Annotated in this window: 19 protein-coding genes; 8 read left to right on the top strand and 11 right to left on the bottom strand. The window is 73.6% G+C overall.

From position 1 onward, the window contains the following. Positions 1-119 precede the first annotated feature (119 nt). Entirely contained in the window at positions 120-2594 is a 2475-nt protein-coding gene (locus OOT42_RS09015; protein ID WP_273654530.1) for a DNA gyrase/topoisomerase IV subunit A, read from the top strand. Positions 2595-2645: 51 nt separating this feature from the next. On the opposite strand, the gene OOT42_RS09010 is transcribed toward OOT42_RS09015, so the two are convergent. The 3 genes from OOT42_RS09010 to OOT42_RS09000 all read right to left on the bottom strand — a co-directional run bounded on the left by OOT42_RS09010 (position 2646) and on the right by OOT42_RS09000 (position 6766). Next, positions 2646-3392: a lysoplasmalogenase gene (locus OOT42_RS09010; protein ID WP_273654529.1), complete on the bottom strand. Its 747-nt coding sequence runs from the start codon at positions 3390-3392 to the stop codon at positions 2646-2648. Between the two features lie 132 nt (positions 3393-3524). After that, positions 3525-4553, bottom strand: coding sequence for a GNAT family N-acetyltransferase (locus tag OOT42_RS09005; RefSeq protein WP_273654528.1), 1029 nt, complete (start codon positions 4551-4553; stop codon positions 3525-3527). 74 nt (positions 4554-4627) lie between these two features. Beyond that, positions 4628-6766 carry a DNA gyrase/topoisomerase IV subunit B gene (locus OOT42_RS09000; RefSeq protein ID WP_273654527.1) on the bottom strand — a complete coding sequence of 713 codons (2139 nt, stop codon included), beginning with the start codon at positions 6764-6766 and terminating at the stop codon, positions 4628-4630. Between the two features lie 197 nt (positions 6767-6963). On the opposite strand from OOT42_RS09000, the gene OOT42_RS08995 reads away from it, so the two are divergent. Further along, positions 6964-7173, top strand: a complete 210-nt coding sequence (locus OOT42_RS08995; RefSeq protein ID WP_225916503.1) for a DUF7455 domain-containing protein — start codon at positions 6964-6966, stop codon at positions 7171-7173. Between the two features lie 150 nt (positions 7174-7323). Here OOT42_RS08995 and OOT42_RS08990 read toward each other — a convergent pair whose 3' ends face one another. The 3 genes from OOT42_RS08990 to OOT42_RS08980 all read right to left on the bottom strand — a co-directional run bounded on the left by OOT42_RS08990 (position 7324) and on the right by OOT42_RS08980 (position 10818). Then, positions 7324-8937: an RNA polymerase sigma factor gene (locus tag OOT42_RS08990; protein WP_273654526.1), complete on the bottom strand. Its 1614-nt coding sequence runs from the start codon at positions 8935-8937 to the stop codon at positions 7324-7326. A 201-nt stretch (positions 8938-9138) separates the two neighbouring features. Next, positions 9139-9537, bottom strand: coding sequence for a universal stress protein (locus OOT42_RS08985; RefSeq protein ID WP_273654525.1), 399 nt, complete (start codon positions 9535-9537; stop codon positions 9139-9141). A 108-nt stretch (positions 9538-9645) separates the two neighbouring features. Then, positions 9646-10818 carry a DUF4192 domain-containing protein gene (locus tag OOT42_RS08980; RefSeq protein ID WP_273654524.1) on the bottom strand — a complete coding sequence of 391 codons (1173 nt, stop codon included), beginning with the start codon at positions 10816-10818 and terminating at the stop codon, positions 9646-9648. Between the two features lie 112 nt (positions 10819-10930). On the opposite strand from OOT42_RS08980, the gene OOT42_RS08975 reads away from it, so the two are divergent. Together OOT42_RS08975 and OOT42_RS08970 are read left to right on the top strand one after the other, a co-directional pair. Next, the gene (locus OOT42_RS08975) at positions 10931-11455 is read left to right on the top strand and encodes a hypothetical protein (RefSeq protein ID WP_273654523.1); all 525 of its coding nucleotides are present in this window, start codon (positions 10931-10933) and stop codon (positions 11453-11455) included. Between the two features lie 9 nt (positions 11456-11464). Then, positions 11465-12583 (top strand): polyprenyl synthetase family protein, encoded by a 1119-nt coding sequence (locus OOT42_RS08970; RefSeq protein WP_273654522.1) that lies wholly within the window; start codon positions 11465-11467, stop codon positions 12581-12583. 23 nt (positions 12584-12606) lie between these two features. Here OOT42_RS08970 and OOT42_RS08965 read toward each other — a convergent pair whose 3' ends face one another. Beyond that, positions 12607-13020 carry an Rv2175c family DNA-binding protein gene (locus tag OOT42_RS08965; RefSeq protein WP_273654521.1) on the bottom strand — a complete coding sequence of 138 codons (414 nt, stop codon included), beginning with the start codon at positions 13018-13020 and terminating at the stop codon, positions 12607-12609. Between the two features lie 146 nt (positions 13021-13166). On the opposite strand from OOT42_RS08965, the gene OOT42_RS08960 reads away from it, so the two are divergent. Next, the gene (locus OOT42_RS08960; protein WP_273654520.1) at positions 13167-14330 is read left to right on the top strand and encodes a LysM peptidoglycan-binding domain-containing protein; all 1164 of its coding nucleotides are present in this window, start codon (positions 13167-13169) and stop codon (positions 14328-14330) included. Between the two features lie 49 nt (positions 14331-14379). Further along, a complete protein-coding gene (pknB, locus tag OOT42_RS08955; RefSeq protein ID WP_273654519.1) occupies positions 14380-16392 on the top strand; it encodes a Stk1 family PASTA domain-containing Ser/Thr kinase in 2013 nt (670 codons plus the stop codon). A gap of 63 nt (positions 16393-16455) precedes the next feature. Here pknB and OOT42_RS08950 read toward each other — a convergent pair whose 3' ends face one another. The 3 genes from OOT42_RS08950 to OOT42_RS08940 form a co-directional block, all read right to left on the bottom strand. Continuing rightward, on the bottom strand, positions 16456-17808 hold the full coding sequence (locus OOT42_RS08950; protein WP_273654518.1) for a class II 3-deoxy-7-phosphoheptulonate synthase: 1353 nt from the start codon (positions 17806-17808) through the stop codon (positions 16456-16458). Next, positions 17805-19025, bottom strand: a complete 1221-nt coding sequence (locus OOT42_RS08945; RefSeq protein WP_273654517.1) for a pyrophosphate--fructose-6-phosphate 1-phosphotransferase — start codon at positions 19023-19025, stop codon at positions 17805-17807. Before OOT42_RS08945 ends, OOT42_RS08950 begins: the two co-directional genes overlap by 4 nt. A gap of 126 nt (positions 19026-19151) precedes the next feature. After that, positions 19152-19946, bottom strand: a complete 795-nt coding sequence (locus tag OOT42_RS08940) for a lysophospholipid acyltransferase family protein (RefSeq protein WP_273654516.1) — start codon at positions 19944-19946, stop codon at positions 19152-19154. 148 nt (positions 19947-20094) lie between these two features. On the opposite strand from OOT42_RS08940, the gene OOT42_RS08935 reads away from it, so the two are divergent. Continuing rightward, positions 20095-20664, top strand: a complete 570-nt coding sequence (locus OOT42_RS08935; RefSeq protein WP_273654515.1) for a hypothetical protein — start codon at positions 20095-20097, stop codon at positions 20662-20664. A gap of 22 nt (positions 20665-20686) precedes the next feature. Here the strand turns inward: OOT42_RS08935 and OOT42_RS08930 are convergent, their stop codons facing one another. Next, complete coding sequence (locus OOT42_RS08930; protein WP_273654514.1) at positions 20687-21628, bottom strand: ROK family glucokinase; 942 nt, start codon at positions 21626-21628, stop codon at positions 20687-20689. Positions 21629-21828: 200 nt separating this feature from the next. Here OOT42_RS08930 and OOT42_RS08925 point away from each other — a divergent pair, with 200 nt between their 5' ends. Further along, positions 21829-23634, top strand: coding sequence for an AMP-dependent synthetase/ligase (locus tag OOT42_RS08925; RefSeq protein ID WP_273654513.1), 1806 nt, complete (start codon positions 21829-21831; stop codon positions 23632-23634). Positions 23635-23705: the final 71 nt, after the last annotated feature.

Below are 23705 nucleotides of genomic sequence, written 5' to 3'. Positions count from 1 at the left end.
GCCAGGCTATCCGGGAGGGGCGTCGCGTCGTGCACGTCCGCGTGCCGTGCCCGCCGCACGCCCCGGACGGGCGACAATGGGCGGCGCACATCCCGCACCGGACCGAGGAGCACTCCCGCATGGCGCGTCGCCCCGCGACCCCGAACCTCCCTCCCGAGGACCTCGTCGAGCGCATCGTCGACATCGACGTCGCCTCCGAGATGGAGGGGTCGTTCCTCGAGTACGCGTACTCGGTGATCTACTCGCGCGCGCTCCCCGACGCCCGGGACGGCCTCAAGCCGGTGCAGCGGCGCATCCTGTTCCAGATGGCCGACATGGGCCTGCGCCCCGACCGCCCGTACGTGAAGTCGGCGCGCGTCGTCGGCGAGGTCATGGGCAAGCTCCACCCGCACGGCGACGCGCCGATCTACGACGCGATGGTCCGCCTCGCGCAGGCGTTCGCGCTGCGGCTGCCGCTCGTCGACGGGCACGGCAACTTCGGCTCGCTCGACGACGGCCCCGCCGCACCGCGGTACACGGAGGCGCGGCTCGCGCCGTCGGCGACGGCGATGACGACGGGTCTCGACGAGGACGTCGTCGACTTCGTACCCAACTACGACAACAAGCTCACGCAGCCCGAGGTCCTGCCGTCGGCGATCCCGAACCTGCTGGTCAACGGCGCGGCGGGCATCGCGGTCGGCATGGCGACGAACATGGCGCCGCACAACCTCGTCGAGGTCGTCGCGGCGGCGCGGCACCTGGTCATGCACCCGGACGCGACGCTCGACGAGCTCATGCGCTTCGTGCCCGGCCCGGACCTGCCGACGGGCGGCAAGATCATCGGCCTCGACGGGGTGCGCGACGCGTACCGGACGGGTCGCGGCGCCTTCAAGACGCGCGCGACCGCGGTCGTCGAGAACGTCACGCCCAAGCGCAAGGGCATCGTCATCACCGAGCTGCCGTACATGGTCGGCCCGGAGAAGGTCATCGAGAAGATCAAGGAGGGCGTGCAGAGCAAGAAGCTCTCCGGCATCTCCGACGCGGTCGACCTCACGGACCGGCAGCACGGCCTGCGCCTGGTCATCGAGGTCAAGACGGGCTTCCACCCCGAGGCCGTGCTCGAGCAGCTCTACCGGTTCACGCCGCTCGAGGACTCGTTCTCGATCAACAACGTCGCGCTCGTCGACGGCCAGCCGCGCACGCTCGGCCTGCGCGAGCTGCTCCAGGTGTGGGTCGACCACCGGATCTCCGTGGTCCGCCGCCGCTCGCAGTTCCGGCTGACGAAGCGGCAGGAGCGGCTGCACCTCGTCGAGGGCCTGCTGATCGCGATCCTCGACATCGACGAGGTCATCCAGGTCATCCGCTCGTCCGACGACGCCGACGCCGCCCGCACGCGCCTCCAGACGGTGTTCGACCTGTCCGAGCCGCAGGCCGAGTACATCCTCGAGCTGCGTCTGCGCCGCCTGACGAAGTTCTCCCGGCTCGAGCTCGAGCGCGAGAAGGAGCAGCTGCTCGCCGAGATCGCCGAGCTCGAGGCGATCCTGCGCGACGAGCAGCGGCTGCGCGTGCTCGTGTCCGACGAGATGGCCGAGGTCGCCGCGACCTACGGCACGCCGCGCCGCACGATCCTCCTGGAGTCCGCCGGCGGCACGTCCGTGTCGGGTGCGCCCGCCGCGCGCGCGTCGGCCACGCCGCTCGAGATCGAGGACTCGCCCTGCTGGGCGCTGCTGTCCGGCACGGGCCTGCTCGCCCGCACCGCCGGGGCCGACGCACCCGTCCGCCCGGCCGACGCCCGGCGCGCGAAGCACGACGTGGTGGCCGCGGGGGTGCCGACCACGGCGCGGGCGGACGTGGGCGTCGTGACGTCGCGCGGCCGCGTGCTGCGCCTGTCGGTGCTCGACCTGCCCGCGCTGCCCCCGACCGACGGTCCCCCGTCGCTGTCGGGCGGCGTCCCGCTCGCCGAGCTCGTCACGCTGCCCGCGGGCGAGCGCGTCGTCGGCCTCGCCTCCCTCGCCGCCGACGCCCCGACGCTCGCGCTCGCGACCGCGCAGGGCACCGTCAAGCGGGTCGCGCAGGGCGACGTGCCGGGCAACAAGGACGAGTGGGTCGTCGTCGCGCTGCGCGACGACGACGAGGTCGTCGGTGCGCACGCCGTCGCGGACGACGACGAGCTCGTCCTGCTGAGCTCCGACTCGTCGCTGCTGCACTTCCCCGCCTCGGCGGTGCGCCCGCAGGGCCGTGCCGCAGGCGGTATGGCGGGCATCAAGCTCGCCGCCGGCCAGCGGGTCGTCGCGTTCGGCGCGGTGCGGCCCGACGAGGTCGCCGACGCGCTCGTCGTCACGGTGTCCGGCTCGTCGAGCGCGCTGCCCGGCACGCAGGCGGGCAGCGCGAAGGTGACCCCGTTCGACGCCTACCCGGGCAAGGGCCGCGCGACGGGCGGCGTCCGCTCGCACCGGTTCCTCAAGGGCGAGGACACGCTCATCGCCGCGTGGGTCGGTGCGGGTCCGGCGTGGGCGGCCGGCTCGGCGGGCCAGCCGCTCGAGCTCCCCGCGCCCGACCACCGCCGTGACGGGTCCGGCACCCCGCTCACCGTGCCGGTGCACGCGATCGGCTGACGGCCCCGCGGTCCCGACCCGGTCGGCGACGGCGCGGTCGGTCGCGACGCGTCAGCCGACGAGCGCGACCACGTTGTCGTGCTTCGGCGACGGCGCGCGGACCACGGGCGCCGGCACGGACCGCGCACGACGTGCGGCGTGGTTGCGTCCGACGACCGCCACCGCGAGCATCCCCTGCGCCGCCAGGTAGGTCACCATGACCCAGACGTCCTGGCCGGGCAGGTGCCACGCCGGCACGAACGCGTCGAGCGCGATGAGCCCGTCGGAGACCACGAACACGGCACCGGCGACGCCCGCGAGCCGGCTCACGCCGGTCGCGAGGACCGCCATCGCGACGAGCACCCCGCCGTACACCGCGACGGGCACGAGCAGCGCGCCCGCGTGCGGGGCGCACGCCCCGACGAGGACGACGAGCACCACGCCGTACGGCACGAGCCCCACGGGCCGCCGGTACGCGACCGACCGGCGTGCGTCGGGGGCGAACGCGACGACGTAGGCGACCTGTGCGAGCAGGAACCCGCCCACCATCAGCAGGAACGCGGTGTCCCCGTCGGACGTGGCGGGCAGGGTGTCACCCAGCCACGAGCAGCCGAGCGCGACGAGCGTCCACGTCACCAACCGTCCGCGCGGCCACCGCGTCGCCGTCGCGACCGCCGCGGCGAGCAGCGGCATCGCGAGCCACTGCGCGACCTCGGCCGGCACGTCCGCACCGGCCGCGCGGCACGCGAGCAGCACGACCGCGTCGACGACGTAGAGGACCGACCAGACGCGGGCGGCGACGGGCAGGGAGCGGAGCACGGCGACCTCCAGGGACCGGACGGCACGCGTCCGGGACGGCACGCGGCCGGACCTCGTCGTCCGGCCGTCGCCGATGCTAACCGGCCCGCACGACCGCGCGGGCCACCTCCCGGCCCGGGTCCCCCGTCGGGGTCAGAGCTCGATCGCGTACATCGTGGAGCTGTCGAACACCTCGTACCCGAGGCTCGTGTACAGGCGGTGCGCACCGGAGCGGTTCGCGGTGTCGACGCCGAGCTCGGCGTACTCGATGCCGTCCGCCCGGTACCGGTCCATCACGGTCGCCAGCAGCGCCGACGCGAGCCCGCGCCCCCGCCACTCGCGCACCACGCCGAGCAGCTCGGTGTAGCCCGACGTGTGGCCCGCGACCTCCCAGTCCGCCTCGTACCGGCCCGACAGCAGGTACCCGACGACGCGGTCGTCCGCGTCGAGCGCGACGAGGCTCCACGTCGGGGCGAACATGCTGCGCCCGTGCGTCCACTGCTCGGGCGTCCGCGGCTCGCTCCCCCAGTGGTCGGCGAACGCCGCGTTGTGCGCGAGACGCGCGCCCTCGTCGTGCTCGGGCGACCACGGCACGATGCGGACGCCCTCCGGGACCGGCGCGTCGGGCAGCGGCACGTCGAGCGGTCGACGCATCTCCGCGTAGTACCGGACGGGTGCCATGCCCGCGCGCGTCAGCAGTCGGGCGGTGTCCTGCGCCTGGTCGGGGACGAAGCCCGCGATGCGCGCGGGCAGCTCCTTGCCGGTCGCGGCGAGGACCTGACGTGCCCGCGCGTGCGACCACGCGACGAGCGCGCGCCCGACGCCCCTGCCGCGCCAGTCCGGGTCGACGCCACCCCCGACGAACGCCCGCACGACGCGCGTGTCGCCCGGTGGCTGGTCGACCTCCGCCCAGGCGCGGGGCACGCCGTCGACGTCGACACCGAGGAGGGTGTCGCGCGCGATGTCCTTCCAGTCGCCGTCGAGCTTCTCCTCGACCTCCTCGGGCGACGTCCGGTACGGCAGCCCGTCCGCGACCTCAGTGCGGGTCACGAGCGCCGACAGCGCTGCGACGTCGTCCCGTGCCACCGGTCGCCATGTGAGGCCGAGGGACGCGTCGGGCAGCGGGACGTGGGCCGGCGCGGCGGCGCGCACGGCGATGGGCGGCAGGTCGGTGGTGGTCACGGGCACCACCCTCGCCGCGCGACCGCGGCGCGGGCAACCGGAATCCCGACCGTCCGGTCGGGACGGCGGAGCCGTCAGGCGTCGATGCGCGACCGGTCGAGCGCCTGGGCCCCCGCGACGATGAAGTCCTTGCGGGGCGCCACGTCCGAGCCCATGAGCAGCTCGAAGATCTGCTCGGAACGGGCCGCCGCCTCGACCGTCACCCGGCGGAGCGTGCGGTGGCGCGGGTCCATCGTCGTCTCCGCGAGCTGGTCGGCGTCCATCTCACCGAGGCCCTTGTACCGCTGGATGTCGTCCTTGTACCGCCTGCCGCTGCGGTCCAGCCGCTTGAGCGTCGCGGTCAGCTCGGCCTCCGAGTACGTGTAGATGTACCGGTCGTCGGGGTCGGCCTTGCGGCTGCCGCCCAGGAGCTCGATCCGGTGCAGCGGCGGGACGGCGGCGTAGACGCGCCCCGCCTCGACCAGCGGGCGCATGTACCGGAAGAACAGCGTGAGCAGCAGCGTGCGGATGTGGGCGCCGTCGACGTCGGCGTCCGTCATCATCACGACCTTGCCGTAGCGCGCGGCGTCGAGGTCGAACGTCCGGCCGGACCCCGCGCCGATGACCTGGATGATCGAGGCGCACTCGGCGTTCTTCAGCATGTCCGTGACGGACGCCTTCTGGACGTTGAGGATCTTGCCGCGGATCGGCAGCAGCGCCTGGAAGTCCGAGCTGCGCGCGAGCTTGGCCGTCCCGAGCGCGCTGTCACCCTCGACGATGAACAGCTCGCTGCGGTCGACGTCGTCGATCCGGCAGTCCGCGAGCTTCGCGGGCAGCGACGACGACTCGAGCGCGTTCTTGCGCCGCGAGATCTCCTTCTGCTTGCGGGCCGACAGGCGCGCCCGCATCTCCCCCACGACCTTGTCGAGCAGCAGCGACGACTGCGCCTTGTGGTCACGCTTGGGCGAGGTGAAGATGCCGCCGAGCTCGGTGTCGAGGACCTTCGCGACGATCGCCCGCACCGGCGCGGTGCCGAGGACCTCCTTCGTCTGCCCCTCGAACTGCGGCTCCGCGAGCCGGACGGTGACGACGGCCGTGAGGCCCGCGAGCACGTCCTCCTTCTCGATGCGCTCGGTCGCCGCGTCCTTCGCGCTGATCTTGAGCCGGCGCGCGTTCGCCTCGACGGCCTTGCGGACCGTGCGCAGCAGGCCCGTCTCGAAGCCCGCGAGGTGCGTGCCGCCCTTGGGCGTCGCGATGATGTTGACGAACGAGCGGACCTCGGTCTCGTAGCCCGTGCCCCAGCGCAGCGCGACGTCGACGTCGCACGTGCGGCTGACCTCCTGCGGCGTCATGTGGCCGCGGTCGTCGAGGACCGGGACGGTCTCGGTGAACGTGCCCGTGCCCGTCAGGTGCCAGGTGTCCGTGACCGCCGGGTCCGGCGACAGGTGGTCGACGAAGTCGACGACGCCGCCGCTGTGGAAGAACGTCTCCTCGTGCGGGCCGTCCGCCCCCGGGGTGCCCGAGATGCCGCGCTCGTCGCGCACCGTCAGCGTGAGACCCGGCACGAGGAAGCTGGTCTGCCGGGCGCGCGTCACGAGCTCGTCGTAGGAGAAGACCGCCGTCTTGGGGAAGATCTGCCGGTCCGCCCAGTAGCGCACGCGCGTCCCCGTGCGGGCGCGGGCCGTCTTGCCGACGACCGCGAGCTCCGACCCGGAGACGAACGGCTCGAACGGCGACTCCGGGCTCACGCCCTGGCGGTCGTCGAACACGCCCGGCTCGCCCCGGTGGAACGTCATGCGGTGCGTGCGGCCGCCGCGGTCGACCTCCACGTCGAGGCGGGCCGACAGCGCGTTGACGACCGACGCGCCGACGCCGTGCAGACCGCCCGACGCACCGTACGAGCCGCCGCCGAACTTGCCGCCCGCGTGCAGCTTGGTGAACACGACCTCGACGCCCGTCAGGCCGGTCTTCGGCTCGACGTCGACCGGGATGCCGCGACCGTTGTCCCGGACCTCGACCGAGCTGTCGGCGTGCAGCACGATCTCGATCCGGTCGCCGTGGCCTGCGAGCGCCTCGTCGACGGAGTTGTCGATGATCTCCCAGAGGCAGTGCATGAGCCCGCGGCTGTCGGTCGTGCCGATGTACATGCCGGGGCGCTTGCGGACGGCCTCCAGGCCCTCGAGCACCGACAGGTGCCGGGCCGTGTAGCCGGACTGCGGGGAAGTCGTCGTCACGGGGGGGATGGTAGCCGGGCGGCCTGACAGCATCGCGGCACCTCGCCGCACGGGACACGCACGGGACACGGCTCGGACACGGTCCGGACACGATCTCGCCCCGACCGGGGGAAACCCGGTACGCCGGGAGCGAACCACCCGCTACCGGTGAGATGGATCCGCGTCGGGGATGGTTGTATGGAGACGTGACAGGGACCATGACCGAGCCGTTGACCGCAGCCGACCGTTGCGACCGCTGCGGTGCCCAGGCCTACGTCCGCGTGGTGCTCCCCGTGGGCGAGCTGCTCTTCTGCGCGCACCACGCGCGTGAGCACGCGCCGAAGTTCGCGGACGTCGCGACGCACGTCCACGACGAGACCGACCGCCTGCTCGCCGAGCACGGCGCCGGCACCGGCGCCGCCCGCTGAGGCACCGCACGACACTCGCACGACGAGGCCCGGACCGTTCGCGGTCCGGGCCTCGTCGCATCTCCCGCGGGCGTCGCCCGTCCCGGACCGCCCGGACGCGGACGAGCCCGCCTCCGCAGACGCGGGGCGGGCTCGTCCGACGGGCGACGCTCAGTCCAGGTAGTCGCGCAGGACCTGCGAGCGCGACGGGTGCCGCAGCTTCGACATCGTCTTCGACTCGATCTGGCGGATGCGCTCACGCGTCACGCCGTAGACCTTGCCGATCTCGTCGAGCGTCTTGGGCTGACCGTCGGTCAGGCCGAACCGCATCGACACGACGCCCGCCTCGCGCTCCGAGAGCGTGTCGAGCACCTGGTGCAGCTGCTCCTGCAGGAGCGTGAAGCTCACCGCGTCGGCCGGGACGACCGCCTCGGAGTCCTCGATCAGGTCACCGAACTCGCTGTCGCCGTCCTCGCCGAGCGGGGTGTGCAGCGAGATCGGCTCGCGGCCGTACTTCTGGACCTCGACGACCTTCTCGGGCGTCATGTCGAGCTCCTTGGCCAGCTCCTCCGGCGTGGGCTCGCGGCCCAGGTCCTGGAGCATCTGGCGCTGGACGCGGGCGAGCTTGTTGATGACCTCGACCATGTGCACCGGGATGCGGATGGTGCGCGCCTGGTCGGCCATCGCGCGGGTGATCGCCTGCCGGATCCACCACGTGGCGTACGTCGAGAACTTGTAGCCCTTGGTGTAGTCGAACTTCTCGACCGCGCGGATCAGACCGAGGTTGCCCTCCTGGATCAGGTCCAGGAAGAGCATGCCGCGGCCGGTGTAGCGCTTGGCGAGCGAGACGACGAGGCGCAGGTTGGCCTCGAGCAGGTGGTTCTTGGCGCGACGGCCGTCGCCGGCGATCCACTCGAGCTCGCGGCGCAGCTTCGGCTCCATCGCGACGCCCGCGTTGAGGCGCTCCTCGGCGAACAGGCCGGCCTCGATGCGCTTGGCGAGCTCGACCTCCTGCTCGGCGTTCAGCAGCGCGACCTTGCCGATCTGCTTGAGGTAGTCCTTGACGGGGTCGGCGGTCGCGCCCGCGGTGACGACCTGCTGGACGGGCGCGTCGTCGTCGTCGGCGTCGGAGTACACGAAGCCGGCGCTGTCCTCCGACTCCTCCTCGGTGCCGGCCGCGGGCTTCGCCTTGGCCGTCTCGTCGTCGTCGCCCTCCTCGGCGTCCGTCGACTCCTCGGTCTCCTCGGCCGCGACGTCGACGTCCTCGAGCGTCTCGGACTCGTCGATCTCGACGTCCTCGAGGTCCTCGACCTCCTCGACGTCCTCGTCGTCGGTCTTGCCCGGCGTCGCGGCCTTGGCCGCGGAGGCCTTGCCCGCGGCCTTGGGGCCGGTGGACTTCGCGGCGGGCTTCGCGGCCGCCTTGGTGGTGCCGGCGGCAGCCTTGGCCGTCGTCTTCTTCGCCGCCGGGCGCGCCGCGGGCTCACCCTCGGCCTCGTCGCGGGCGACGACGGCCTTGGTCGACGTGCGCGCCTTGGCGCTGGTGGCCGCGACCGCCCGCGCGGGGGCCGGTGCGGCGGCGGGCTCCTGCACGCCGATACCCGCCGTGCCGAGGCCGCGCATGACGGCCTTCAGACGCTTCGGGTCCTGGACATCCGCCTGCTCGCAGGCCGTACGCAGCTCCTCGGCGCTGACGGTGCCATGGGTCCGTCCCCGGAGGACCAGCTCCTGGAGGGCGGGGTGCTCGAACTCGCGCGGAAGCGCGGGATGCGGGGTCTGGGACGACACGAATTACCTTTCGGCAGCGAGACACCCGGAGCGGGAGCCGGGAGGTAGACCCATATTGTACCGGCGGACACCGCACGCGGCGGCTGCGCCGGCAGGTGTGGCGCCGTCGTAGGCGCTTGCACACGGGCTGACGTCAGTCCAACGGTCGAGCATCCCCGCGCATTCCCGCGCGCGGCGCCTCACGGCACCGCGCGGCGACGCTCAGGTCGCGGCCGGCTTCACGGTCAGCACGGGGCACGGGGCGTCGAACAGCACACGTTGCGCGTTCGCGCCGAGGATCAGCTTGCCCACGGGGCTGCGCCGCCGCAGGCCGATGACGACGAGCTCGGCGTCGACCTCCTCCGCGGAGCCGATGAGGTCGTCGGCGACGTCACCGCCGTCGAGGAGCCGCACCTCGTGCGGGATCCCGTCCGCCGCGAGCTCCGACTCGACCTGCGCGAGCGCCTCCTCGACCGCGGAGCGCTGCTCGGGCGCCTCGTCCGGTCGCGCGCTGACCACCACGACGACCTTCGAGTCGTGCCGGCGTGCCTCCTCGACCGCCGCCTCGAGAGCCGCCCGGCCCTCGGGGGTCGCCAGGTAACCGACCACGATGCCGCCCATCGGTCCTCCTCGTCCACAACCGTCGCGCCGTGGCCGTGACGCTACCCGAGGTGGGGCCGACGTTCGAGGGCACGCGCGCGGGACCTGCCGGTTCGCCGCTCGGGACGGTCAGCACGCGCGTCGCGCCCAGCCCGGCGGGACCGCGGCGGCGAGCACGTCGGCGAGCAGCACCGCGAGCCGGTGCTCGCGGTCGTCCGCGAGCGCGCGCTCGAGCAGCACCGCGGCCCGCGCACCGTCCCCGCACCACCACGCGAGCATCGCGAGCAGCGTGAGCGCAGGTGCCTGGTGGCCCGCCCGGCCGTGCGCGACGACCCCCTCGAGCACCCGCTCGTGCACGGCGACGTCGACCGGTGGGCGGACCGCACGTGCCGGGTCGACGATCGTCGCGACGGCCGCTCCGACGGCGGCGTCCACGCCGGGGGCGGGCGTCTCGCACGCGACGCTGCGCTCGGCGAGGTCGCCCGTGCCCGGCAGCATGCCGACGAGCACGGCGTCCCGGACCCGCCGGTCGGCGAGCCCGGCCTCGACGCGCCCCCAGGGAGCAGGGCGGGCCGGGTCCGCGGTCGACGCGGGTGCGTCGTCCGTCACCTCGACACGCTCGCCGGCGACCGCCGACCGCCAGGCACGCAGGCAGTCCAGCCGCCACGCCGCCACCGCCTGCGGCCCCTGGGCGACGGCCGCCTCCCGGCGACGCTCCCACCGCCGTCGCGTCCGTGCGGCGCCGCGACGGGCGCCCTCGTCGGCCCGCGGCACGCGCCCGAGGTCGACGCGCGATCCGGCCACGGTCGATCCCGCGAGGACCATCCGCGCGCTCGTCTGGGTGCTGTCGAGCTCGCGCAGCGGTCGCCCGCCCGGCGGGCAGCAGTCGTCGGTGCAGTCGACCGCGAGGTAGCCCGACCCGGTCACCGCCCACGCGGGCACGTCGCCGAGTGGGACGGCGGCCGCCTCGCGGAACGCGGCGACCGCACGCGCCACCCTGGTGTAACCGTCGCGCGGGTCCGCGTCGGTGCACCCGCGCGGGTCCTCGTCGGTGTAGACGACGAGGACCGCCCGGCGCGCACCGTCCTCGTCGAGCAGCCCGACGAGCGCCCGCGCGCACCGTCCGCCGTCGTCGAGGTCGGCGAGCTGCTCGAGGTCGACGCGGACCACCAGGCCGACCTGCCCGCGCGGCGGTCGCAGGCTCACCGCGACGGCGCTGTCGCGGGGGCGGAACCCGAGCCGGTGCGGGATGAGGGCGAGCAGCTCCCGCGGTTCGCTGACGCGCAGTGTGGTGGTCTCCATGGCGTCAGCACACCGCGGTGCCGCCGGTCCGCGGCACGACGCGGGCCGCACCTGTGGGCAGGCCGTCGCCGGACGGGGATGTGGACGGCTGGGTGCCGACTACCCTGGCGCGGTGCCCCGCCGCCCCTGGAGAGTCGCCCTCCTCGCCGTCGCCGTCGCGTGCGCGGCCCCGGCGTGCTCGACGAGCGCTCCCGCAACGGTCGCCCCGACCGGTTCGCCCAGCCACGTGCTGACCCAGGAGCCCGAGCCCACGGAGACCCTCCTGCCCGACGCGGACGCCACCGGGTCCACGGTCGGCGACCTGGCCGACGGCTTCCCGTCCGACCTCCTGCCCGTACCGGCGGGGGCGGAGGTCCTCGTCTCCTCCGCGCACCCCGTCGAGGGGTCCGACCTCGTCGACGTGAGCCTCAACCTGCGGACCGAGCAGGACGCCGCCGGACTTCTCGACACGGTCCGCGGACCCCTCGTCGCGGCCGGGTTCACCGAGTCGGCACCCGCGGCGCCCGAGGGCGGCCTGGCCGCGCAGTCGACCTTCTCCCGCGGCGACGGCAGCGAGCTGCTCGTCGTCGGGATCCTCGACCGCGACGGCGTCCGGACCCTCACCCTCGGCGGACAGGTGCGCCCGACGACCGCCTAGGCTGCGGGCATGACCCCCTCCCCCGCACTCGTCGACCTCGAGGACGTCCGCCCGCAGGTCGACGCGCTGCTCGCGGGGCACGTCACGCGACTCGGCGCGGAGCTCGGCACGCTCGGTGCCGACACCGCTCCCCTCGTCGAGGCGGTCGCACGCATGCTCTCCGGCGGGAAGCGTCTGCGGGCGGCGTTCTGCTGGTGGTCCTGGCGCGCGCACGGCGGCGAGCCCGGCACGCGCGAGGCGGCGGCGGTGCTGCGGGTCGGCGCCGCACTCGAGCTGTTCCAGGCGGCGGCGCTGTTCCACGACGACGTCATGGACGACTCCGACACACGGCGCGGCATGCCCTCGGCGCACCGCGCGTTCGAGCGGCTGCACGCGGAGCGTGCGCTCGTCGGCGACGCGGAGCGGTTCGGCGCGTCCGCCGCGATCCTGCTCGGCGACCTCGCGCTCGTCGCGAGCGAGCAGGAGTTCGCCGGAGCGCTCGCCGACGCACCCGTGTCGCGCGCGACGACCGCCCGGCAGGTGTTCGACCTCATGCGGACCGAGGTGACCGTCGGCCAGTACCTCGACGTGCTCGCCCAGGCGATGCCGTGGGGCGACGACCCGGACGCCGACGAGGCGCGCGCACGCCGCGTCATCCGCGCGAAGGCCGCACGCTACAGCGTGGAGCACCCCGTCGTGCTGGGTGCCGCGCTCGCCGACGCCGACGCGCCCGCGCTCGACGCGTGCCGGGAGCTCGGCCTCCCGCTGGGCGAGGCGTTCCAGCTGCGCGACGACCTCCTCGGCGTCTTCGGCGACCCGTCCACGACCGGCAAGCCCGCCGGTGACGACCTGCGCGAGGGCAAGCGCACCGTGCTGGTCGCGCGCGCCCTCCGGCTGGCCCGCGCACGCGGTGACGAGGCGACCGTCGCCCTGCTGCGCGACCACCTGGGCGACCGGACGATGCCCGACGAGGTCGTCGCACGGCTCGCGAGCGCGATCGAGTCGACCGGCGCGGTCGAGGAGGTCGAGCGCACCATAGAGGAGCTCGCGGGACGCGCGTTCGCGATCATGGCGGCGCGCAGCTGGCCGGAGCCGGCCGCGTCACACCTCGCGGACGTCGCGCACGCGGCGGTCGACCGCCGCGCCTGACGGCGGCAGGACCGCCGAGCGCGTCAGAGCTCGGCCTGCGCCCGCCGCCGCACCTCGGTCTTGCGCCCGGCGCGCAGCGCGTCCACGGGCGTGCCGGGCAGCGAGTCGTCGGGCGTGAACAGCCACGCGACGGCGTCCTCGTCCGAGAACCCGGCGTCGGACAGCAGCGTCAACGTGCCCTGGAGCGACGCCAGGACCGTCCAGGCGTCGTCGGCACGCGGGGTCGTGGGCTGCGCGGGGTTCGCGAGGTGCCCGGGCACGAGGAACGCCGCGGGGATCGACAGCACGCGCGGCTCGCCGCGGCGGACGCCGACGAGGCGGCGCTCCTGCAGCAGACGTCGCACCTTGCCGGCGTCGAGGCCGGTGCGCTCGGCCACGTCGGGGACGGTGAGCCACTCGTCGACGAGTCGGTCGAGGGCGTCGGAGGCATCGTTCACCCGTCAAGAGTACGCATCGCCGAATGACAGCCGCGCAATTCGCCCAGCCGCCTTTCGTTCGCGGAAACCCTCGACTACGTTCACATTCTGTCACTTGTTTCACACCAGCAACACGGGTCACTCCTGACCCACCCGAGGGGGCCGCCATGACGTCGCTCGCCACGACCCGCACCGACGGGCTGCGCCGTGCCGCGACCGGCACCGGTGCCACGCTCGCGCTCGCGGCCGTCGCCGTGACCGCCACCGGCACCGTCGCGCACGCCGACGAGCAGGTCACCGTCCGCTCGGGCGACACCGTCAGCCACATCGCCGCCCGCCACGGGTCGACGGTCGCCGCCGTCCGCCAGGCCAACGGCCTCGACGCCCGGGCGTTCATCCGCGTCGGCCAGGTCCTCACCGTCCCGACCGGCTCGTCCGGCGTCCGCGTCGCCCCGGCCGCGACGACCGCGCCGGTCCCGGCCGCCGCCACCTACACGGTGCGCACCGGCGACACCGTGAGCCGCATCGCGAGCCGGCACGGCACGACCGTCGCCGCGATCGTCGCCGCCAACGGGCTCGACTCGCGCGCGTTCATCCGCGCCGGCCAGACGCTCACCATCCCCGGCGCAGGCGGGGGCACCGCGGTCGCCGCGACGCCCGCCGTCGCCGCCGCACCCGCGTCCGCCACCCACACCGTCGCCCGCGGGGAGACCGTCTCGGCGATCGCGTCGCGGTACGGCACGACGGTCGCCGCGATCGTCGCCGCCAACGGGCTCGACTCGCGTGCCTTCATCAGGATCGGCCAGACGCTCACCGTCCCGGGCGTCGCGCCCGCCGCGGCCACGAGCGTCGGCTCGACGTTCGCCGGGCGCACCTACCCGGCGGCGACCGTCTCCGCGGCCAACGCCAACCTCGCGGCGCTGCGCGCGTCCGCGGTGCCGTCCAAGGCGGACATGAAGGCCAAGATCGTCGCGACGGCCCGCGCGTACGGGGTCGACCCCGCGCTCGCCCTGGCCGTCGCCTACCAGGAGTCGGGCTTCAACCACGCGGTCGTCTCCCCCGCCAACGCGATCGGGACGATGCAGGTCATCCCGTCCTCCGGCCGGTGGGCGTCCGACCTCGTCGGCCGGCCGCTCGACCTGCTCAACCCGGACGACAACGTCATCGCCGGGGTCGCGATCCTGCGCTCGCTCGTCCGCAACGCCCCCGACCTGCCGACCGCGATCGCCGGCTACTACCAGGGCGCCTCGTCCGTGAAGCGCAACGGCATGTTCTCGGACACGAAGCAGTACGTCGCCAACGTCCAGTCGCACATGACGCGCTTCGCCTGAGGGCCCTGCCTGCGACGATCCGGGCGTGGCCGACCGTAGACTCCTGGGCGTGGGAGCCACCGTCACCGATCCGCTCGTCGGCCGCCTGGTCGACGGCCGGTACGAGATCGTGTCCCGCATCGCGCGCGGGGGCATGGCGACCGTCTACCTGGCCGTCGACCGTCGCCTCGACCGCGACGTCGCGCTCAAGGTGATGCACCCGCACCTCGCGGAGGGCACCTCGGGTGCGGACTTCGTCGCCCGGTTCCGTCGCGAGGCGCGGACCGCCGCACGGCTCACGCACCCCGGGCTCGTGGGGGTCTTCGACCAGGGTCTCGACGGCGAGACCAGCTACCTCACGATGGAGTACGTCGACGGCTCGAACCTGCGTCGCCGCATCGCCGAGCAGGGTGCGCTGACGGTCGGCGAGGCGCTGCGCGTCACCGAGTCCGTGCTCGACGCCCTGGCAGCCGCGCACCGCGTCGGGCTCGTGCACCGCGACATCAAGCCCGAGAACGTCCTGCTCTCCACGGACGACCGCGTGAAGCTCGCCGACTTCGGTCTGGCCCGCGCGGTCACCGAGGTGACGTCGACGACCACGGGGACGGTGCTCGGCACCGTCGCCTACCTGGCCCCCGAGCTCGTCGTCCGGGGCGCGAGCGACGCCCGGACCGACGTGTACGCCTGCGGCATCCTGCTGTACGAGATGCTCGTCGGCGCCCAGCCGTTCACCGGCGAGACACCGATCCAGGTCGCGTTCCAGCACGTCAACAACGACATCCCGGCGCCGTCCGACGCCGTCACGTGGCTCCCGGCCGAGATCGACGAGCTCGTCGGCGCGCTCGCGGCGCGCTCCCCCGAGGACCGCCCGCTCGACGCCGCCGCCGCGCTCGCGCTCGTGCGGCGCACCCGCGGCTCGCTCGACACGGAGACGCTCGACCGGCGCGCCGACGTCGAGCCGTCCATCGCGCTCCCCGCGGCGACCGACCCGGACGAGACGGACCTCGACGGCGCCGCGGAGGACGCGGACGAGCCGGTGAGCGACGAGACCACGCGCCTCCCGGTGCCCCGCCCGAGCGGCGCGACGGTCGCGCTGCCGATCGGGCTCGGCGCCGCCCCGCCGTCGATGCCGGTCGCGGTCGTCGAGGCCCCGGTCCGGCCACGTCGCCGGCGCGTGCGCGTCCTCGCGATGGTCCTCGTGCTGCTCCTCGCGCTCGGCGGTCTGGGGACGTGGTGGTACCTGCGCGTCGGTCCCGGCGCGTGGACCACGGTCCCGGACGTCCTGCAGGTCACGGAGGACGCCGCCCGCACGGCCCTCGACGACGTCGGGCTCGACGCGAGCGCGGTCCAGGCGTTCGACCCCACGGCACCGCCGGGCACCGTGGTCGCGACCGACCCCGCGGTCGGCGAGCGGGTGCGCAAGGACGGCACGGTCGAGCTGACGATCTCGAAGGGTCCCGACTACGTCAACGTCCCGCAGGGTGTCGTCAACGAGCTCCAGGCGGACGCCGAGCGCGCGCTGACGGAAGCCGGCCTGAAGGCGACGTACCCGCCCGCCGAGTACCACGACACGGTGCCGAACGGCGTCGTCATCTCCGCGACGCTGCCCGACGGCACCGCCGCGGAGCCGGGAGTGCGCAGCACCCGCGGGACCGAGGTCGCACTGCTCGTGTCGAAGGGCCCGGCGCCGGTGACGGTCGTGAGCGTGGTGAACGAGCCGCTCGACGCCGCGACGGCGACGCTCGACGGTCTCGGCCTCAAGGTGGCGACCGAGGAGGCGTTCAGCGACACCGTCGAGGCGGGGCACGTCATCTCGCAGAACCCGCCGGACAAGACGCAGCTGTTCCGCGGCGACACCGTGACGCTCACCGTGTCCAAGGGGCCCGAGCTGTTGCCCGTCCCGAACGTCTACGGCACCAACGTCAAGGCCGCGACGAAGGCGCTCGAGGACGCGGGCTTCGTCGTGAAGGTCGCGCACCCGCAGGGGATCTCCCCGCTCAACATGGTCTACTCGCAGAACCCCGCCGGCGGCGACGGCAAGACGGCCCCGAAGGGCAGCACCGTCACGATCAACGTCTTCTGACCCGGACGACACGAAGGGCCCCGCCGGTCGCAGCCGGCGGGGCCCTTCGTCGTGTCGGGCGGGTCAGGCCTTGCGGAGCAGCTCCACGACCTGGAACGCCATCTCGAGCGACTGCTGGTGGTTGAGGCGCGGGTCGACGAGCGTCTCGTAGCGCAGCGCGAGACCCTCGTCGTCGATCTCCTCCGAGCCGCCGAGCACCTCGGTGACGTCACCTCCGGTGAGCTCGATGTGCAGGCCGCCCGGCACGGTGCCCAGCGCACGGTGCACCTCGAAGAAGCCCGCGACCTCGTCCATCACGTCGGAGAAGCGGCGCGTCTTGTACCCCGTGGCCGACGTGATGCCGTTGCCGTGCATCGGGTCGCAGACCCACGTGACGGGCCGGCCGTCGGCGGTCACCTTCTCGACGAGCGCGGGCAGCAGGTCGCGGACCTTCCCGGCGCCCATGCGCGTGATGAACGTGATCCGGCCGGGCTCGCCGCTCGGGTTGAGCCGGTCGATGAGCGCGAGCGCGTCGTCACCCGTCGAGGTCGGCCCGAGCTTGATGCCGATCGGGTTCTGCACGCGCGAGAAGTAGTCGACGTGCGCGCCGTCGAGCTGACGCGTGCGCTCCCCGATCCACAGGAAGTGCGCCGAGCAGTCGTACGGCAGTCCGGTCCGCGAGTCGATGCGCGTGAGCGGCCGCTCGTAGTCGAGCAGCAGCCCCTCGTGGGACGAGAAGAAGTCGACCGTGCGCAGCGCGTCGAAGTCCGCGCCGCACGCCGCCATGAACCGGATGGCCCGGTCGATCTCGGCGGCGATCTCCTCGTAGCGCGAGTACGCCGGGTTGGTCGTGAAGCCCCGGTTCCACTCGTGCACGCGCAGCAGCGACGCGAAGCCGCCCGTCGTGAACGCGCGGATCAGGTTCAGCGTCGACGCGGACGTGTGGTACGCCTCGAGCAGCCGCTGCGGGTCGGGGACGCGGGCCTGCGACGTGAAGTCGAAGCCGTTGATGATGTCGCCCCGGAACGCGGGCAGCGTCACGCCGTCGCGCGTCTCGGAGTCCGAGCTGCGCGGCTTGGCGTACTGGCCCGCCATCCGGCCCATCTTGATGACGGGCAGGCTCGCGCCGTAGGTCAGGACGACGGCCATCTGGAGGATCGTCTTGATCTTGTTCCGGATGTTGTCGGCGGTCGCCTCGGCGAACGTCTCGGCGCAGTCCCCGCCCTGGAGCAGGAAGGCCTCGCCCCGGCCCGCGGCCGCGAGCTGGCTGCGCAGCGCGTCGGCCTCGCCGGCGAACACGAGCGGCGGCAGCGCGGCGAGCCGCGACGACACGTGCTCGAGCGCACCCCGGTCCGGCCACTGCGGCTGCTGGCCCGCCGGCAGGTCCCGCCAGGCGTCGAGCCCGGCGAGCACCTGCGGGTCCGGCTCGACGCTCATGAGTGGCTCGCCGCGACGAGCGGCTGGCCGATGTCCGCCAGCAGCTCGCCGAACCAGGGCTGCGAGACGTCGAACGCCTTGCCGCCCGCGATGCGCGGGAACTCGATGGCGCGCAGCACGTCGCCGCGCTCCTCGTCGTGGCCGATGACGCCGGACTCGCCGCGCAGCGCGCACTCCACGGCCAGGTCCGTCATCGACTTGATGAGGCGCAGGTCCTCGGCGTTCGCGGCCGCGGCACGCGAGTAGTAGCCGGACTTCTGGACCATCGTCTTCTCGGCGCCCAGCTTCTCCGCGAACTGCTTCGCGAACCACTGGCCCGGGTTGATGGTGTCGAGCTTGACGTGACCGAACGGGTCGCGCTCCGGGGGCGTGCCCGCCGCCTCGAGCTGCTCGACGATCTCGTGCATGCCCGCCCCCTCGGACAGGAAGATGTTGACGTTGCCCTGCGTGTCCATGACCTTCTTGAGGCGCTCGGCCTCGGCGTCGATGTCGAGCGCGAGCTCGGGCACGAATACGGCGTGGATGTCCCAGCGCTCGCGCGTGAGGCCGATGCCCGGGACCCACTCCTGCTGGTCGAGCCACTTGCGGTACTCGGCGGCGGCGGCGGCCGTCAGCCACCCGCAGTGCCGGCCCATGACCTCGTGCACGATGAGCATGCGCGGGCCCGAGCGGTGCTCGCCGATGACGTTCGCCGCGAAGCCGGCGGCCTCCTCCGCTGCGGTCCACGCGCCGAGCGACTGGCGGATCGGCACGACGTCGTTGTCGATCGTCTTGGGCAGACCGACGACCGTGAGGCCGTAGTCGTTCTCCGCGAGGTACGCGGCGAGGTCGGCGGCGGTCGTGTTGGTGTCGTCGCCGCCGATCGTGTGCAGCACGTCGACGCCGTCGGACTTGAGCTGCTCGGCCGCGACCTGCAGCGGGTCCTGCCCCTCCTGCACCAGGCCGCGCTTCACGCAGTCCTTGGCGTTCGTGAGCTTGACGCGCGAGTTGCCGATCGGCGAGCCGCCGAAGCGGTGCAGGATCCCGGCCTTCTTGCGGGTCTCCGCGTCCACGACGATCTTGTCGCCGCGCAGCAGGCCGTAGTACCCGTGCTCGTAGGCGATGATCTCGACGTCCGGAGCGATCTCGGTGTAGCGCTCGATGAGGCCACCGACGGCGGACGACAGGCACGGAGCGAAGCCACCTGCGGTCAGGAGGGCGACGCGACGAACCGACATGAGACACACCTCTCGTAGAAGAGCACGGCGGACGCGCTGCGGCGTTCCCGCCCTGACGTGCCGGACCCGGTCTCCGGAAGGGGGACCTCGGGCCGTGCACGGTCGGTCGACACCGACCCGCTCATCCTACTGACGCTCGGACCCGTCCTCGGGTGGGACCGGAACCTGGACCTCCGGGACCGGACGACCGCCCGGTGCGGACGGCAGGTGCCCCCCCGCGTCGCCCGTCGCGGCCGGGTGACCTGTGGCGATGCGCGCCTTCTGCGTCGCCGCGTACACGTCGACGTACTCCTGGCCGGACAGGCTCATGATCGCGTACATGATCTCGTCGGTGACGGACCGCAGGATGAAGCGGTCGTTCTCCATGCCCCGGTAGCGGCTGAAGTCGAGCGGCTCGCCGATGACGACACCGATCCGCATGACCTTCGGGATCTTGCGGCCGAGCGGCTGCGCGATCTCCGTGCCGACCATCGCGACCGGGATGACCGGCGCGCCGGACTCGAGCGCGAGCCGCGCCACGCCCGTCTTGCCGCGGTAGAGGCGCCCGTCGGGGCTGCGCGTGCCCTCGGGGTAGATGCCGAACAGGTCGCCCTCCCGCAGGCGGCGCAGGCCCGTGTTGAGGGCCGCCTCGCTCGCCTTGCCGCCGCCGCGGTCCACCGGGATCGTGCCGACGCCGCGCATGAACCCCGCGGTCATCCGGCCCTTGATGCCGCGACCCGTGAAGTACTCCTGCTTGCCGATGAACACGAGCTCACGGTCGAGCACGAGCGGCAGGAAGAACGAGTCGATCACCGCGAGGTGGTTGCTCGCGAGGATCGCGGCGCCACGGGCGGGGACGTGCTGCGCACCCCGCACCCACGGGCGGTACACGAGGTGCAGCAGCGGGCCCACGAACACCCGCTTCATCAACCAGTAGAACAACAGCCCACCTCTCAGCCGACACACCGGCGCGTTCGAGCCCGACCACGGGCTCCCGACGGTCCGGCCCGCGCGGCACGGGTCGACGCCCGTGGCCGATCGACCGGCGCCGGGCGTCCCCGACCGCTGCGTCCGACTCTAGAGTGCTCTCATGGCTGCACGCCCCGACGACCCCGACGACGCGGTCCCCCCTCCGGGGTCCGACGCGCCGGGACCGGCCGACGACGCGCACGCCGAGACCGACGACGAACGCTGGGACGCGATCGTCGCACAGCTGGGGGACCTCGCCGGCTACACCGGCGAGGACGAGGACGACGACGACCCGTCCGGACGAGCGGACGCCGCGACCGACCCGACGCCGGACGTGACCGCCTGGACGGCCGACCCCCGCGTCGTGCGGCCCGCGCGGGACCCGGCCGGCCGCGACTGGTCCGGCACCGACCAGTACGACGACGCCGAGCAGGCGGTCGACGCCGAGGAGCACTTCGTCCCGCCGGACCCCGGCCCGGTGCTCGGCGGCGACCCGCTGCTGACGATGGCGTGGATCGCCGCCGCGGGCATGCCGCTCTTCCTGCTCGTGGTCGTGCTCGCGTGGCGTGACGCCCCCAGCGCGATCGTGCAGGCCGCCGCCGCCGTCTTCGTCATCGGCGTCGCCGTCCTCGTGTGGCGCATGCCGCACCGGCGCGACCCGGAGGACGACGACACGGGCGCCGTCGTCTGACGACGCCCGTCCGCCCGGTCCGTCAGAGGCGCGCGAGGTCCGCGGCGCCGACCATGCCCGCGTCGTTGCCCATCGCCGCGGCGACGAACTTCGCCTCGGGGCGGTGGCCGCGTGCGGAGAGCTGCTCGCCGAAGCCACGGCGCGCCGGGCCGAGCAGCAGCTCGCCCGCCGCCACGACCCCGCCGCCGACGACGATCAGTGCCGGGTCCAGCAGCGCCGTCGCCGATGCCGCGCCCTCGCCCAGCCAGCGGCCCAGCTCCGCGAGCAGCTCGATCGAGAGCGGGTCGCCCTCCTCGGCGGCCTGCGTGATCTGCGGCCCGACGATCTTCTCCGCGTCACCCGCGAGCTCCAGCAGGCGCTGTGTGCGCTCCGGCTCGCGCAGGACGGCCGCCTGGGCGTCCCGCACGAGCGCGCTGCCGGACGCGTACTGCTCCCAGCAGCCCTCGTGCCCGCAGCCGCAGTAGTGGCCGCCCGGCACGACGCGCATGTGGCCGACCTCGGACGCCACGCCCCACGCGCCGCGCACGAGCTCGCCGTTCGACACGATCGCGCCGCCGAGCCCGGTGCCGACCGTCAGCAGCAGCATGTCGTCGACGTCCCGCGCCGCGCCGAACCGGAACTCGGCCCAGCCGGCGGCGTTCGCGTCGTTCTCGACGACGATGGTGATGTCGTCGTCGACCAGCGCCTTGACCTTGTCCCGCAGCGGGTAGTCGCGCCACGCGATGTTCGGCGCGAACAGCACGCCCGAGCGGTCGGCGGCGACGAAGCCCGCCGCCGCGAGACCCATGGCACCGACCTCGTACGACGCCGAGAGCTCGCGGTAGACCTGGGCGATCGCGCGGTCGATCCCGGCGACGTCGTCCGGGGAGGTCTCGACCCGCGTCTGCGCGAGGATCACGCCCTCCTCGTCGACCACGCCCGCCGCGATCTTCGTCCCGCCGATGTCCACACCGATGGCGTGCATGTCCGTGAGTGCTCCTACGCGTCAGTGCCTGGGGTCCGCGACCGAGAGGTCAGCGGGGTCCACGCTAGCGGGCCGCGGACGGGACACGTGCGCCGATCGTCCTGGAGGTCCCGCCGCAGGCGACACGTTCGGGCGACGATGTGGCCCTTGTCACGTCACGTATCCTCGTCGCACACTTCGCCACTGCCACTGGAGCCAGAATGGACGAGTTCCACACTCCCCTGCTCGTCGACGTCGACCCGGCGCACAACCTCAACGACCTCTTCGCCGCGCGCGTCCGCGACACGCCCGACCGCGTCGTCGTCGAGCACAAGTCACAGGCCGACGGCCCGTGGATCCCGCTGACCGCTCGCGAGTTCGACGCGGAGGTGGTCGCCGTCGCGAAGGGGCTCGTCGCACGCGGCGTCCAGCCGGGCGACCGGGTCGGGATCATGTCGCGCACGCGGTACGAGTGGTCGCTCGTCGACTGGGCGGTCTGGCGCGCGGGCGCCGTCCCCGTCCCGCTGTACGAGACGTCGTCGGCCGAGCAGGTCGAGTGGATCCTCACCGACTCCGACGTGACGCTCCTGGTCGTCGAGACGCGCGACCACCTCGCGGTGGTCGACGAGGTCCGCCCCGCCACCTCGCTGCGCGACGTGCTCGTCCTCGACGACGGTGCCGTCGACGACCTCGTCGCCGCCGGTGCGGACGTGCCGGACGAGGAGATCGCCCGCCGCCGGTCGCTCGCGTCGTTGGGGGACGTCGCGACGATCATCTACACGTCGGGCACGACGGGCCGCCCGAAGGGCGTCGAGCTGACGCACGGCAACTTCTACGAGCTCACGGTGAACACCGTCGCCGGGCTCCAGGAGGTGGTCGCGGGCGACGGGGCCCGCACGCTGCTCTTCATGCCGCTCGCGCACGTGTTCGCGCGCTTCATCGAGGTGCTCTGCATCCCCGCCGGTGCGGTGCTCGGCCACACGCCGGACACCAAGACGCTCGTCGCGGACCTCGGCTCGTTCCGGCCGACGTTCATCCTGTCCGTGCCGCGCGTGTTCGAGAAGGTCTACAACTCGGCCGAGCAGAAGGCCGCCGCCGGCGGCAAGGGCCCGATCTTCCAGCGGGCCGCCAAGACGGCCATCGTCTACTCGCGCGCGCTCGACGACCCCAAGGGGCCGAGCCTGTGGCTCAAGCTGCAGCACAAGGTCGCCGACGTGCTCGTGCTGCACAAGCTGCGGGCGGCGCTCGGCGGGCAGGCCGAGTGGGCGATCTCCGGCGGCGCGCCGCTCGGCGAGCGCCTCGGGCACTTCTACCGCGGTGTCGGGCTCAAGGTGCTCGAGGGCTACGGCCTCACCGAGACGACCGCGCCCGCGACCGTCAACCGCCCCGGCAAGACCAAGATCGGCACCGTCGGGCTCCCGCTGCCCGGCACGGCGATCCGCATCGCTGCCGACGGCGAGGTCGAGATCAAGGGCATCCAGGTCTTCACGGGCTACCACGCCAACGAGCAGGCGACGCAGGAGTCGCTCGCCGACGGCTGGTTCCGGACCGGCGACCTGGGCGCGCTCGACGACGACGGGTTCCTCACGATCACCGGCCGCAAGAAGGAGATCATCGTCACGGCGGGCGGCAAGAACGTCGCGCCGACGATCCTCGAGGACCGCCTGCGGGCGCACCCGCTCATCAGCCAGGTCGTCGTCGTCGGCGACCAGCGGCCGTTCATCGGGGCGCTTGTCACGCTCGACCCCGAGGGTGTCCCCGGCTGGCTCGCCGCGCACGGCAAGCCCGCGATGAGCCTCGAGGAGGCCCGCACCGACCCGGACGTCCTCGCGTCGCTCGACAAGGCCGTCGCCAAGACGAACCGCGCGGTCTCGCGTGCCGAGTCGATCCGCAAGTACCGCATCCTCGACCGCGACCTGACGCTGGCCGACGGCTACCTGACGCCGAAGCTCAGCATCCGCCGCGCCGTCGTGATGAAGGACTTCGCGGCCGACGTCGAGGCGCTGTACGCCGACGAGCGGGACTGAGCTCCGGTCCCTCGGGTCCGGACGACCGCAGCGTCGGTCGTCCGGACCCGAGGAGGCCCCGCAGCCGGGAA

It is taken from the genome of Cellulomonas fimi, assembly GCF_028583725.1.
GTDB lineage: Bacteria > Actinomycetota > Actinomycetes > Actinomycetales > Cellulomonadaceae > Cellulomonas > Cellulomonas fimi_B.
Note: the sequence above shows the minus strand (reverse complement) of the source record. Positions and strands in the feature narration are given on the sequence as shown.

What these genes read in the sequence shown, in the direction of transcription:
- OOT42_RS09015 (WP_273654530.1), top strand. Translation starts at nt 120, where the DNA reads ATGGCGCGTCGCCCCGCGACCCCGAACCTCCCTCCCGAGGACCTCGTC.
- OOT42_RS08995 (WP_225916503.1), top strand. Translation starts at nt 6,964, where the DNA reads ATGACCGAGCCGTTGACCGCAGCCGACCGTTGCGACCGCTGCGGTGCC.
- OOT42_RS08985 (WP_273654525.1), bottom strand. Translation starts at nt 9,537, where the DNA reads ATGGGCGGCATCGTGGTCGGTTACCTGGCGACCCCCGAGGGCCGGGCG.
- OOT42_RS08980 (WP_273654524.1), bottom strand. Translation starts at nt 10,818, where the DNA reads ATGGAGACCACCACACTGCGCGTCAGCGAACCGCGGGAGCTGCTCGCC.
- OOT42_RS08970 (WP_273654522.1), top strand. Translation starts at nt 11,465, where the DNA reads ATGACCCCCTCCCCCGCACTCGTCGACCTCGAGGACGTCCGCCCGCAG.
- OOT42_RS08960 (WP_273654520.1), top strand. Translation starts at nt 13,167, where the DNA reads ATGACGTCGCTCGCCACGACCCGCACCGACGGGCTGCGCCGTGCCGCG.
- OOT42_RS08950 (WP_273654518.1), bottom strand. Translation starts at nt 17,808, where the DNA reads ATGAGCGTCGAGCCGGACCCGCAGGTGCTCGCCGGGCTCGACGCCTGG.
- OOT42_RS08945 (WP_273654517.1), bottom strand. Translation starts at nt 19,025, where the DNA reads ATGTCGGTTCGTCGCGTCGCCCTCCTGACCGCAGGTGGCTTCGCTCCG.
- OOT42_RS08935 (WP_273654515.1), top strand. Translation starts at nt 20,095, where the DNA reads ATGGCTGCACGCCCCGACGACCCCGACGACGCGGTCCCCCCTCCGGGG.
- OOT42_RS08930 (WP_273654514.1), bottom strand. Translation starts at nt 21,628, where the DNA reads ATGCACGCCATCGGTGTGGACATCGGCGGGACGAAGATCGCGGCGGGC.
- OOT42_RS08925 (WP_273654513.1), top strand. Translation starts at nt 21,829, where the DNA reads ATGGACGAGTTCCACACTCCCCTGCTCGTCGACGTCGACCCGGCGCAC.